Source organism: Streptomyces sp. YIM 98790 (genome assembly GCF_011421595.1).
Taxonomy (GTDB): domain Bacteria; phylum Actinomycetota; class Actinomycetes; order Streptomycetales; family Streptomycetaceae; genus Streptomyces.
This window is the reverse complement of the sequence record NZ_WTLH01000168.1, coordinates 1-12,810: the sequence shown is the minus strand read 5'-3', so window position 1 is coordinate 12,810 and position 12,810 is coordinate 1. Positions and strand designations below refer to the sequence as shown.

Below are 12,810 nucleotides of genomic sequence, written 5' to 3'. Positions count from 1 at the left end.
CCCTCGCGCCGCGCGCGCCGGCCGCCGCCGCGCGGGCGCCCGGGATCGCGGAGCTCACGGGCCAGGAGTTCGCGTGGGACTTCGATGCCGACCTGGTGGTTCGGGGGGCTCTGCCCAACGTGTCCGTGCGGGCGGGGGAGCGGGACCGGAGCGCCGGCCGGGCCGCCCCCGGCCGGCGCTCCTCGTGCTCAGTCCTCGGCGGCGGCGCTGGGGAGCTTGGCCTGGATCAGCTCCATCACCGAGGAGTCGGTCAGCGTGGTGACATCGCCCAGCGCGCGGTTCTCCGCCACGTCGCGCAGCAGCCGCCGCATGATCTTGCCGGACCGGGTCTTGGGCAGCTCGGCCACCGGCAGGATGCGCTTGGGCTTGGCGATCGGGCCCAGTTCCTTGCCGACGTGGGAGCGCAGCTCCTCCACCAGGCCCTCGTCCTCGGCGACATTGCCCCGCAGGATGACGAAGGCGCAGATCGCCTGGCCGGTGGTCGGGTCGGTCGCCCCGACCACCGCGGCCTCGGCCACCTTGGGGTGGGAGACCAGCGCCGACTCCACCTCGGTGGTGGAGATGTTGTGCCCGGACACCAGCATCACGTCGTCCACCCGGCCGAGCAGCCAGATGTCGCCGTCGTCGTCCTTCTTCGCGCCGTCACCGGCGAAGTACCGGCCCTCGAAGCGGGACCAGTAGGTGTCCAGGAAGCGCTGGTCGTCGCCCCAGATGGTGCGCAGCATGGACGGCCAGGGCTCGGTCAGGACCAGATAGCCGCCGCTGCCGTCGGGCACCTCGCGGCCCTCGTCGTCCACCACGGTGGCGGCGATGCCGGGCAGCGGGACCTGGGCCGAGCCGGGCTTGGCCTCGGTGACGCCGGGCAGCGGGCTGATCATCATGGCCCCGGTCTCCGTCTGCCACCAGGTGTCCACCACGGGGGTACGACCGCCGCCGATGTTCTCCCGGTACCAGATCCACGCCTCCGGGTTGATCGGCTCGCCGACCGAGCCGAGGATGCGGAGCGAGGAGAGGTCGAACGTGGCCGGGATGTCGTCCCCCCACTTCATGCAGGTGCGGATGGCGGTGGGGGCGGTGTAGATCAGGGTGACGCCGTACTTCTGGACGATCTCCCACCACCGGCCGCGGTGCGGGGTGTCCGGGGTGCCCTCGTACATCACGCCGGTGGCGCCGTTGGCCAGCGGGCCGTAGACGATGTAGGAGTGGCCGGTGACCCAGCCGACGTCCGCGGTGCACCAGTAGACGTCCGTCTCGGGCTTGAGATCGAAGACCGCGTGGTGGGTGTAGGCCGCCTGGGTGAGGTAGCCGCCGGAGGTGTGCAGGATTCCCTTGGGCTTGCCGGTGGTGCCCGAGGTGTAGAGGATGAACAGCGGGTGCTCGGCGGGGAACGCCTGCGGGGTGTGCTCCTCGCTCTGCCGGTCCACCAGCTCGTGCCACCAGACGTCACGGCCCTCGGTCCAGTCCACCTCCTGGCCGGTGCGCCGCACCACCAGCACGCTGCGCACGTTCTCCGTGCCGGGACGGGTGAGCGCCTCGTCGACCGCGCTCTTCAGCCCGCTCGGCCTGCCGCGGCGGTAGCCGCCGTCGGCGGTGATGACCACGCGGGCGTCGGCGTCCTCGATCCGGGTGGCCAGGGCGTCGGCGGAGAAGCCGCCGAACACCACGGAGTGCGGGGCACCGATCCGGGCGCAGGCCAGCATGGCCACCGCGGTCTCCGGGATCATCGGCATGTAGATGGCCACCCGGTCGCCGGCCCGCACGCCCAGCTCGGTCAGCGCATGCGCGGCCTTGGACACCTCGCGCTGGAGGTCCCCGTAGGTCAGGGCGCGGGTGTCGCCCGGCTCGCCCTCGAAGTGCAGCGCCACCCGGTCGCCGTGGCCGGCCTCCACGTGGCGGTCCACGCAGTTGTAGGCGACGTTCAGGGTGCCGTCGGCGAACCACTTGGCGAACGGGGGGTTGGACCAGTCGAGCGTCTCGGTCGGTTCGGTGTCCCAGGTGAGCCGGCGGGCCTGCTTGGCCCAGAACGCGAGCCGGTCCGCGGCGGCCTCCCCGTAGGCGCTCGCGGTCACATTGGCCTGGGCGGCGAGTTCGGCGGGCGGGGCGAACCTCCGGTTCTCCGAAAGGAGGTTGGCCAGGCTTTTGTTGCTCACGACATGCTCCCTTGTGACAGCTGTGTCCCACGGCACACCTCATCAGCCGGGCCGACCTTTGACAAGGGTCTCCGGGCAACTGGTATAGACCTGTTGCGGGCGAACGGCCAGTGCGGCGCGCCGAACGGCAGGACTGCGCGCCGAACGGCCGACGGCGGAAAAAATCACCTGGTCAGCACCTCGGGCCGGACCGGATGGAACACCGGTGCCCGGTCCGCCGCGGAGCCCTGGGACTCCAGTACATAGGTCTGTGCCTCGCCCACGTGGAAGTACATGCCGCGCAGGGTCAGACCGCCCTCGGCCAGCCGCGCGGCCACGCAGTCGTGCCGCGCCAGATGGTCGAGCTGGGTGACCACATTGGCCAGGGAGAGGGTCTCCAGTTCGTCCTGTGCCGCCCGCCCGGCCAGCCGCGGCCGGGCCGCCGGATCCGCCAGCCGGCCCAGGCTGGGCAGCCCGTGCCGCAGCCAGCGCTCCAGCGGTCCGGCCTGCTCCGCCGCCCCGGCCGCCGCCGGGGCGGCGGCCTTGGTGTGCAGGGCCTGCATGGCACCGCAGCCGGAGTGGCCGCAGACCGTGATGGTGCCCACCCGCAGCACCGTGACCGCGTACTCGATGGCCGCGGCCACCGAGGTCTCGGACGCCTCGGTGCCGGGCAGCGGCACCAGATTGCCGACATTGCGCACGGTGAACAGATCGCCCGGGCCGCTGGAGGTGATCATGCTGGTCACCAGCCGGGAGTCGGCGCAGGTGAGAAAGAGCTGTTCGGGGCGCTGCCCCTCCCGGGCCAGCCGGGACAGCTCCTCCCGCATCAGCGGCGCGGTGATCCGCTGGAAGGCGCGCACCCCGGTGAGCAGCCGGTCCCCCGGGGCACCGTCCCCCTTCGGGGGCCGGCCGCCCGGCGGCAGCCGCAGCCCCTCGGCGGCCGTCTCCTGCACGGCCGGGTCCTGGTAGTTGTGCCAGGGCAGCCAGGGCCTGACATGCCCGTCGGCACCGGGCCGGGGGACCGGGCGGCCGTCCGTCGCCCCGGACGAGGTGCGGCCGGTGATCTCCACCCGGCCGCCGTGCGCGGTGTACGCGGCCCGCCACTCGTGCAGCGTCTCGTAGGCGGCGTGGTCCATGAAGGTGCCGTGCAGCTCCACGGTGACCGCGGCGCCCTCCGGCACCTCGCCCAGCACCCGGCTGAGCCGGGGCACGGCGAGGAAGGTCAGCTGCCCGTCGACCCGGATCCGGTGGCTGCCGTCCGCCTCGGCGCGGTGGGTGAACCGGGTGTGGGTGAGCCGGTGCAGGGCCACGGCGATGGCCACCGCGATCCCGATGCCCACCCCCTCCAGCACCCCGAGCAGCACCACGCCCGTCGTGGTGGCGGCGTAGACCAGCACCTCCCGGTGCTTGGTGACGCTGCGGATGTGCGTGCGGTTGACCATCTGCACGCCCACCACCATGACCAGAGCGGCCAGCGCGGCCAGCGGGATCCGCTCCAGCAGCCCGACCAGCAGCCCGGCGGCCAGCAGCACCCAGCAGCCGTGCAGCACGGTGGACGTCCGGCTGACCGCCCCGGCCGCCACATTGGCCGAGCTGCGCACCGCGACGCCGGTGACCGGCAGCCCGCCCAGCGCGCCGGACACCACATTGGCGGCGCCCTGGGCGCGCAGCTCGCGGTCGAGATCGGCCCGCGGGCCGCCCGCTCCGCCGGCCTGCCGCCGGGCCGAGACCAGCTTGTCCACCGCCACCGCGGAGAGCAGCGACTCCACACTGGCCACCAGCGTGATCGTCACCACCGCGGCGATCAGCCCGAGCACCGGCCCCTCGGGCATCTGCGGCAGTGCGTGACTGTGCCAGGAGGGCAGGTCCACCCGGGGCAGACGGGGGAAGGCGAGCGCGGCGGTGAGCGTGGCCAGCACCACCGCGGCCAGCGCGGCGGGCGCGGCCCGCCGGACGCGGGCGCCGGTCCGGCCCGGCAGCCGCGGCCAGAGCAGCAGCACGGCCACGGTCAGCGCTCCGGTCAGCACGGCTCCGGTGTCGAAGCCGGCGAGCTGGCCGGGCAGCTCGGCCAGATTGCTCAGCACCTCGCTCTCCGGCTCGCCGCCCAGCACCACATGCACCTGGGCGACGGCGATGGTGATGCCGATGCCGGCCAGCATGCCGTGCACGATGGCCGGGCTGACCACCAGGGTGAAACGGGCCACCCGGAGTGCGGACAGGGCGAGCTGCGTCAGGCCGGCCAGCACCGTGATGGCGCAGGTGACGCGCCATCCGAAGCTCTGGATCAGCTCGGCGGTGACCACGGTGAGCCCCGCCGCCGGACCGCTGACCTGCAACGGGGCCCCGGCCAGCGAGCCGGCCACGATCCCGCCGACCGCCGCCGCCACCAGCCCGGCCTGAAGCGGGGCGCCGGTGGCCAGGGCGATGCCCAGGGAGAGCGGCAGTGCGATCAGGAAGACCGTGAGGGACGCGGACACGTCCGCGCGGTGCGGCCAGGGCCGCCGCCCGGGCGGCCGGAGCCGCGGGCGGAACCGGGGTCGGTAGGGATCGGTCGTGGGGGCGCAGGCGGACATCTTCCGTCTCCGTCCGTCGGGCACCGGTGCGCGGGGGCACCGGGTGCAGGTCAGCCGGCAGGCCTTCCGGAGCCCCGCTCACCAGGGGGCATCACGGTGGGTGTCTTCATGGCTACTCAAAGCCTCGGTAAACGAAGAGTAATGCCGAGTAAAGACCCGCACTAGTCGGGGCCGCCCCGTGATGTCGGACTTCCACCCATCGAGTGAAAAGTCATTGAAACCGCTTGTCGTACAAACGCCTCTTAGTGGGCAAGGGGCAGCGTGGGTGCGTCGGTACGAAAAGCTGCAAAGCCGTAAATCGGACAAGCTCTGGTAAGGTCGCCACTTCGTGACCGGCCGAACCGGTGTGTCCGCCACGTACCGGCATCAGGACGGCCACACGCACAACGGGTGGGAGTACCTCATGGCGGGACAACCGAGACCGGACGGGCACGGCGGAGCGAGAACCGCCGGGGGGCGCACGGCGCGCCGCCGCCGGCTGGCGGCGATCGCGGTGACGGGAGCCATGGCGGTCGCCCTGGCCGCCTGCTCCGGCCGCAGCCACGACGCCGGCCCGGCCGGCGCATCCGGCGGTCCGGAAGAGGAAGAGAAGAAGCCGGAGGAGGGCGCGGGCGCGCCGGAGAAGACGGAACCCCGGCTGATCGGGGACGGCTCCACCTCGTTCACCGGCCCGCAGCCCAACCAGCCCGAGGCGGCGGCGCTGGCGCCCGGCGAGACCCCGCCGCAGTTCGTGGTCTTCTCCTGGGACGGCGCGGGCGAGGACGGCAACAAGCTGTTCTCCCACTTCCGCGAGGTGGCCCGGGAGAACGACGCCCACATGACCTACTTCCTCACCGGCATCTACCTGCTTCCCGAGGACAAGGCCCACCTCTACGAGCCGCCCGGCCGCGCGCCCGGCGCCTCCGACATCGGCTACCTCAAGGACGAGAACATCGCCGCCACCCTGGAGCAGTTGCGCGGCGCCTGGCTGGACGGCAGCGAGATCGGCACCCACTTCAACGGGCACTTCTGCGGCCCCACCGGGGTGGACAGCTGGAGCCCGGAGGACTGGCGCAGCGAGACCGAGCAGGCCAGGTGGATGGTGCAGAACTGGCGCACCACCACCGGATGGGACGATGCCGAGCCGCTGCCGTTCGACTACGACCGGGAGCTGGCCGGCGGCCGCACGCCCTGCCTGGAGGGGCAGGCCAACCTGCTGAAGGTCGCCGCCGACATGGGATTCCGCTACGACTCCAGCGGCAACGGCCGGCAGGTCTGGCCGTCCAGGCGGGAGGGGGTCTGGGACATCCCGCTCCAGCAGGTGCCGGTACCGGGCTGGTCCTTCGAGACCCTGGCCATGGACTACAACTTCATGGTCAACCAGTCCGGCGGCCCGGACGGAGACCCGGCCAGGTACCCGCACTGGCAGGAGCAGATGCGGGACGGGCTGCTGGCCGGCTTCGAGCGGGCGTACCACGGCAACCGTGCGCCGCTGATCATCGGCAACCACTTCAACCAGTGGAACGGCGGCATCTACATGGACGCCGTGCAGGAGACCATCGAGGAGATCTGCCCGAAGGAGGACGTGCGGTGCGTCTCGTTCCGGCAGCTCGTCGACTGGCTGGACGCGCAGGACCCGGCGGTGCTGGACAAGCTGCGCACCCTGGACGTGGGCCAGGCCCCCGCCGAGGGCTGGGAGACCTTCCTCGGTGCGGCGGGCACGGGTGCCGGCACCGCCGGTGCCGGTGCCGGCACCCCCACAGACACCGAAGGGACCGCCGAAGGGACCGCCGAGGGGGACACAGAAACAGCAGGAGCCACCGCCGGGACGGCCTCCGGGGACACCGCGGGGGACACCGCGGGTGCCACCGCCGGGGGCTGAGCGGCGTCGAGCGGCGTCAGGCGGGCTGCGGGACGGCGGACCGCCGCTCCGGCTCCGCCGGCTCCGCCGCGTCCTCGCCCAGCACGAAACCGGGGTCGATCTGCGCCGCCAGGTCGGCCCCGGTGCGCGCGTTGCCCCAGCTCTCGGCGTTCCTGAGGTGGAAGTGGTGCATCTGCCGGGTGTAGCGCTCCCAGTCGCGCCGCGGGTAGGCCGCGTCCGCGGTCTCGTGCAGCACCCGCAGCGCCGCCCGCCCGGACTCCTCCAGCTCGGCGAACGGGCGGGGCCGGCCGCGCTCCAGCGCCCGCACCCAGGCGGAGTGACCGAAGGTCAGCAGCAGGTCCTCGCCCACCTCTTCGCGCAGGAACTCCTCGTCCTCCGGCCCCTGCACCTTGTTGCCGACCACCCGCAGCCGCACCCCGAAGTCCCGGGCGTAGTCCCGGTACTGGCGATAGACCGAGACCCCCTTGCGGGTCGGCTCGGCGACCAGGAAGGTGAGGTCGAAGCGGGTGAACAGCCCCGAGCCGAAGCTGTCGCTGCCCGCCGTCATGTCGGCCACCAGGTACGCGCCGCGGCCGTCCACCAGGTGGTTCAGGCACAGCTCCAGTGCGCCGGTCTTGCTGTGGTAGCAGGAGACGCCGAGGTCCTCCTCGGTGAACTGGCCGGTGGCCATCAGCCGGACCCGTCCGCCGGCGCCGCCGTCCAGCGTGACCGTGCGGGCGCAGGCGTCGAACACCGGGTTGGGGCGGTCCAGCCGCAGCAGCCGGGAGCCGGAGCCGGGGGGAGTGGTCTTGATCATCGCCTCGGCGGAGGCGATCCGGGGGTTGTCGCCCCGCAGATACTCCTTGACCTCCGCCAGCCGGCCGCCCAGCGGGGGCAGCGCGGCGGCCTCCTGCTCGTCCATGCCGAGCGCCGGGCCCAGGTGCTGGTTGATGTCGGCGTCCACCGCCATGACCGGGACCCGGGCGGCCGCGAGGTGCCGGACGAAGAGGGAGGACAGCGTGGTCTTGCCGCTGCCGCCCTTGCCAACGAAAGCGATTTTCATGAGCAACAGGGTAGTGCCCCGCGAGGGCCGAGCCGGACACCGGCCGACGGGGCGGCGCGTGCCGCGGCCCGGCCGGTGGCATAGGGTGCACAGCCATGGAGCACGCCAACCGCCCTGCCGGCGAACCCGCGTCCGGTGCCGCCGCCGAGGCGCTGCGCGCGCTGGCCGGACTGCCGGGGGTGGCCGGGGCCGTGGATTCGCTGCGCACCGCCGTGGACCGTCTCTACGGCCACCGGGTGATGCGCCGCCGCAGCTCCGAGATCAGCGCCGAGGCCGCGCTCCGCGGGGCCCGCGCCTCGGCCGCGCTGGCCGGCGCCGACTGGGCCCTGGAAGAGGTGCGCCGCCGCAGTGACTTCGGCGCGGACCCCGAGGCCCGTACGGTCGGCGCGGCGCTGCGGGTCACCGCCGAGGCCGGTGAGCTGCGGGACATCTGGCGTGCCTCGCCGCTGCGCGCGCTGGCCCGGCTGCACCTGGTCGCGGCGGGCGGACCGGCTCCCACGGTGTCCGGCCACGGCGAGGACCGGGTGGGCAGGCCGCGCCGGGAGGGCGAGCCGGTCACGGACGACGACCGGGACGCCGCCGCCGGGCTGCCGCTGCCGGACGCGACGGCGCTGTCCGTCCGGCTGGACGGGCTCAAGGATCTGGTGCTGTCGGCCGGTTCACCGGTGCCGGCCCTGGTCACCGCCGCGGTGGTGCACGGGGAACTGCTCGCGCTGCGGCCGTTCGGCACCTTCGACGGGCTGGTGGCGCGGGCCGCGCAGCGGATCGTGCTGACCGCGGGCGGGCTGGACCCCAAGGCGGTGGCGCCCGCCGAGGTGGGTCTCGCCGAACTGGGCCGCACGGAGTACGCGGCGGCGCTGCGCGGCTACGCGTCCGGCACGGCGGAGGGCGTCGGGGCCTGGATCGCGCACTGCGGCCGGGCGGTGGAGCTGGGCGTGCGGGAATCGGTGGCGGTCTGCGAGGCGCTCCAGCGCGGCGCCGCCTGAGGGACACCGCCCGCGGGACACCGCCGGAGGGGTACAGCGCGACGGCGCCCCCGACGGGGAGCGCCGCCACTACATGTCCACCGGGTGATCATGCGTGCAACCTGAATCGCCGATCAGGACGGGGTCTTTGCCCGGTTCCTGCCTGCGGCTGGCCCGTATCGCGGGTCGGCTACGCGTGGGTACCCGGTATTCATGTTTCCGGTCCGTGGGCCACATCTGACGCGGAGATCCTCCCGGATCCCGCTGGTCTCGCGGGCCGTTGACTCCTTTGTACCCCCGAACCGGGCAAAGCGGAAGCCGGGCGACAAAAATTTACTTTAGGCGGCAAATACTGAGATGCCCCCGGTCGCCGCCGGCCGGGCCGCCTGCGCCATCAGCGCCGCGTGGCGGCGCCGGCGCCGGCCGGCGTACCAGACCAGGCCGGCCGCGCAGGCCGCCGCCAGCACCGCGGCCCCGGCCGCCAGCGCCGGCCGGGGCGGCAGCGCGGGCAGCCGCTGCCGCAGCCGCACCGGGCGGCTGAAGGTCAGCACCGGCCAGTTCCGGGCCGCGGCCTCGCGGCGCAGTCCGCGGTCGGGGTTGACGGCGTGCGGGTGGCCGACGGTCTCCAGCATCGGCAGGTCGGTGACGGAGTCGCTGTAGGCGTAGCAGCGGTCCAGGTCGTAGCCCTCGGCGGCGGCCAGCTCCCGGATGGCCTCGGCCTTGGTGGGGCCGTAGGCGTAGTACTCCACCTCGCCGGTGTAGCGGCCGTCGGCCACGACCATCCGGGTGGCCACCACGCGGTCGGCGCCGAGCAGCTCGCCGATCGGCTCCACCACCTCCGCCCCGGAACTGCTCACGATCACCACATCCCGGCCGGCGGCGTGGTGCTGCTCGATCAGCGAGGCGGCCTCGTCGTAGATGATCGGGTCGATGATCTCGTGCAGGGTCTCGGCCACGATTTCCTTGACCTGCTGCACGCTCCAGCCCTTGCACAGCGCGGAGAGGTACTGGCGCAGCCGTTCCATCTGGTCGTGGTCGGTGCCGCCGAGCAGAAAGACGAACTGGGCGTACGCGGTGCGCAGCACCGCGCGCCGGTTCATCAGCCCGCCCTGGTAGAAGGACCGGCCGAAGGTGAGCGTGCTGGACTTGGCGATGACCGTTTTGTCCAGGTCGAAGAAGGCGGCTGTTCGAGGCTGCGGCGGATTTTCCACGCGCCCGAGCATAAACGCCCGCCATTCGGCGTACCCTGGGGCGCGTGGGTTTGCCTGAGAGGGCTCTCGGGTACACCATGGAAGTCACGGATCGTTCGCGACCGTGCTGACGCGGCCCGACTCCTCCCCCCCGAGTCGGCCCGTGAAAGACGACCCCCGCTCTCCCCCCCGGCGGGGGTCGTCGCATGTCCGGAACTTCTCCGCGGCCCCGGCCCGCGATCTCTCCGGCGATCCCCTGCGCCCCTCCCGGGCTGTTCCTCTCCTCAAACAGACGCGTGACCGACCGTGATGGTTGCACTGCTGTGCGAGAAAATCTCGGCCGAATGCCCGGTTTTCACCCGTGCGAGTGATGAGGTTTTCCACAGGCTGGGGGTTATCCACAGAATCTCTCCAAGATCACCGAGGATTCCCGGAATGCGCCACGGTGGTTGCCGTGACGAACCGGCCACCGGGCCGGCCGTCGCCGCCCAACCGCACGACCGGAACCAGGGGGGACCGCAATGGCGCATTCGGCGACCGCACCGTCCGCACCGGCCACGACGGCCGGCTGCCCACCCGTACTGATCCTCACCGAGAACGACGAACTCCTGGACGACCTGCTGCGCCTGTGCGCCGCGGCCGGCGCCGAGGCCGAGGTGGTGCACGGCGCCCCGGTGCCCGCCGCCCAGTGGGAGCGCGCCGCGCTGGTGCTCGCCGGGGACGACTGGGCGGCAGGCGCCGCCCCCGGCGCCGGGCCGCCCGCCCGCCGCCCCGGCGTGCTGCTCATCGGCCGGGATCTCGACGACCACACCGTGTGGGCGCGCGGCGTCGCCCTCGGCGTGGAGCACGTCCTGCACCTGCCCGACGACGAGCCCTGGCTGGCCGACCGCATCGCCGACGCCCTGGAACCCGCGCACGGACCGGCCCTGGTGCTCGGCGTGCTCGGCGGCCGGGGCGGTGCCGGCGCCTCCACCCTGGCCTGCGCGCTGGCGGTGACCGCGGCCCGCGAGGGCCACCGCACCATGCTGATCGACGCCGACCCGCTGGGCGGCGGGCTGGACGTGCTGCTGGGCGCCGAGCGTTCGCCCGGCCTGCGCTGGCCCGCCCTGGCCGCGGCCCGCGGCCGGCTCCCGGCCGGCGCGCTGGACGAGGCGCTGCCGCACCCGCGCGGCCTTTCCCTGCTCAGCTGGGACCGCTCGCCCGCCGGGGAACCGCTGCCCGCGGCGGCCATGCGCTCGGTGCTGACCGCCGCCCGGCGGCGCGGCGGGCTGGTCGTGCTGGACCTGCCGCGCAGCCTGGACGAGGCCACCACCGAGGCCCTCTGCCGGGTCGATCTGGGCCTGCTGGTGGTCCCCGGGGAGCTGCGGGCGGTGGCCGCAGCCCGCCGGGTGACGGACGCCTCCGGCGCCGTGATCCGCGACCTGCGCGCGGTGGCCCGTGAACCGTCGGGCCCGGCCGGCGGGGGACTGGCCGGACCGGAGCTGGCCGCCCTGCTCGGCCTCCCGCTGGCCGGTGAACTCCCGCACGAGCCGGGGCTGGCCGCCGCCGGGGACGCGGGCGAGCCCCCGGGAGCGGACCGCCGTTCCCCGCTGGCCGCCTTCTGCGCGGCCCTGCTGCGCCATGTCCTCCCGTCCCCCGGCGAGGAGGCGGCGGCGTCATGAGTGCCCTCACGACGCGGGCCCGGAAGCCCGNGAGTGCCCTCACGACGCGGGCCCGGAAGCCCGCTGCCCCCGTCCGTCCTGCCCCCGTCCGTCCTGCCCCCGTCCGTCCTGTCCCCGTCGGTCCTGCCCCCGTCCGCCCGGCCCCCGGGAGCGGGCGGTGAACGGGCGCGCGGTCGCCGGGGCCGCCGCGGAGCTGCTGGACCGGGTGCGGCAGCGGCTGGTGGAGGAGGAGGCCGAGCCCACCCCGGCCCGGGTGGCGTCCGCCCTGCGCGGCCAGGACCGGCTGCTCGGCGACAGCGCCGTGCTGTCCGCCGCCCGGGAACTGCGCTCCGAGCTCGTCGGCGCCGGTCCGCTCCAGCCGCTGCTGGCCGACCCCTCGGTCACCGACGTGCTGGTCAATGGCCCCGACCAGGTGTGGATCGACCGCGGCCGCGGGGTGGAACGCGCCCCGGTCCGCTTCTCCGGCCCCGAGGAGGTGCGCCGCCTGGCACAGCGCATGGCCGCGGTGGCGGGCCGCCGCCTGGACGACGCCCGCCCCTGGGCCGACGCCCGGCTGCCCGACGGCACCCGGATGCACGCCGTGCTGCCGCCGCTGGCCGCGGGCGGCTCCCCGTATCTGTCGCTGCGGGTGGTGCGCCCCCGCGCCTTCACCCTGGACGAACTCACCGCGGCCGGCACGGTACCGCCCGGCGGCGCGCGGCTGCTCCGCTCGGTGCTGCGGGCCCGGCTGTCCTTCCTGGTCAGCGGCGGCACCGGCACCGGCAAGAGCACCCTGCTGGCCACCCTGCTCGGCGAGGCGGACCCGGGCGAACGCATCGTCCTGGTGGAGGACTCCGCCGAACTGCGGCCCGGCCACCCCCATGTGGTCCGGCTGGAGGCCCGCCCGGCCAACCAGGAGGGCAGCGGCGAGATCGGCATGCGGGAGCTGGTCCGCCAGGCCCTGCGGATGCGGCCGGACCGGCTGGTGATCGGCGAGTGCCGGGGCGAGGAGGTCCGGGAGCTGCTCGCCGCCCTCAACACCGGCCACGAAGGCGGCTGCGGCACGGTCCACGCCAATGCCGCTGCCGATGTGCCGGCCCGGCTGGAGGCGCTGGCGGTGGCGGCCGGGCTGCCGCGGGCCGCCCTCCACAGCCAGCTCGCCGCGGCCCTGTCGCTGGTCGTCCACCTGGTCCGGGACCGGGCGAGCGGACAGCGCCGGGTGGCCGAGATCCGGGTGCTGGAGCGGACGCCCGACGGGCTGGTGACCACCCTCCCGGCCGCCCGCTGGTCCCCGGACGGCTTCGTCCGCGAAGCCGGCTGGCCGCGGCTGGAGGCCGCGCTGTGACCGGCGCGCCGACGGCGGCCCCGCCGCCCCCGCCCGAGCGGCACGGCCAAGGCCACCGGAACCGG

General features: G+C 74.3%; 8 protein-coding genes. 4 read left to right on the top strand and 4 right to left on the bottom strand.

Going from position 1 to position 12,810, the window contains the following annotated elements; translation table 11 throughout:
* Nucleotides 1-188: 188 nt before the first annotated feature.
* Both acs and GQS09_RS22350 read right to left on the bottom strand, forming a co-directional pair.
* On the bottom strand, nucleotides 189-2,150 hold the full coding sequence (gene acs / locus GQS09_RS22355; protein WP_165989065.1) for an acetate--CoA ligase: 1,962 nt from the start codon (nucleotides 2,148-2,150) through the stop codon (nucleotides 189-191).
* A 164-nt stretch (nucleotides 2,151-2,314) separates the two neighbouring features.
* A complete protein-coding gene (locus GQS09_RS22350) occupies nucleotides 2,315-4,702 on the bottom strand; it encodes a bifunctional SulP family inorganic anion transporter/carbonic anhydrase (protein WP_165989060.1) in 2,388 nt (795 codons plus the stop codon).
* A gap of 403 nt (nucleotides 4,703-5,105) precedes the next feature.
* Between GQS09_RS22350 and GQS09_RS22345 the strand changes: the two genes are divergently transcribed.
* Nucleotides 5,106-6,563 (top strand): hypothetical protein, encoded by a 1,458-nt coding sequence (locus tag GQS09_RS22345; RefSeq protein ID WP_399552578.1) that lies wholly within the window; start codon nucleotides 5,106-5,108, stop codon nucleotides 6,561-6,563.
* A gap of 16 nt (nucleotides 6,564-6,579) precedes the next feature.
* Here GQS09_RS22345 and GQS09_RS22340 read toward each other — a convergent pair whose 3' ends face one another.
* Nucleotides 6,580-7,605: an ATP-binding protein gene (locus GQS09_RS22340; RefSeq protein ID WP_165989057.1), complete on the bottom strand. Its 1,026-nt coding sequence runs from the start codon at nucleotides 7,603-7,605 to the stop codon at nucleotides 6,580-6,582.
* Nucleotides 7,606-7,700: 95 nt separating this feature from the next.
* Between GQS09_RS22340 and GQS09_RS22335 the strand changes: the two genes are divergently transcribed.
* Nucleotides 7,701-8,591 (top strand): oxidoreductase, encoded by an 891-nt coding sequence (locus GQS09_RS22335; RefSeq protein WP_165989056.1) that lies wholly within the window; start codon nucleotides 7,701-7,703, stop codon nucleotides 8,589-8,591.
* A gap of 317 nt (nucleotides 8,592-8,908) precedes the next feature.
* Here GQS09_RS22335 and GQS09_RS22330 read toward each other — a convergent pair whose 3' ends face one another.
* Nucleotides 8,909-9,793, bottom strand: a complete 885-nt coding sequence (locus tag GQS09_RS22330; RefSeq protein ID WP_165989054.1) for an HAD family phosphatase — start codon at nucleotides 9,791-9,793, stop codon at nucleotides 8,909-8,911.
* Between the two features lie 488 nt (nucleotides 9,794-10,281).
* Between GQS09_RS22330 and ssd the strand changes: the two genes are divergently transcribed.
* Together ssd and GQS09_RS22320 are read left to right on the top strand one after the other, a co-directional pair.
* A complete protein-coding gene (ssd, locus tag GQS09_RS22325; protein WP_165989052.1) occupies nucleotides 10,282-11,421 on the top strand; it encodes a septum site-determining protein Ssd in 1,140 nt (379 codons plus the stop codon).
* A gap of 157 nt (nucleotides 11,422-11,578) precedes the next feature.
* A complete protein-coding gene (locus GQS09_RS22320; RefSeq protein WP_313896277.1) occupies nucleotides 11,579-12,745 on the top strand; it encodes a TadA family conjugal transfer-associated ATPase in 1,167 nt (388 codons plus the stop codon).
* Nucleotides 12,746-12,810: the final 65 nt, after the last annotated feature.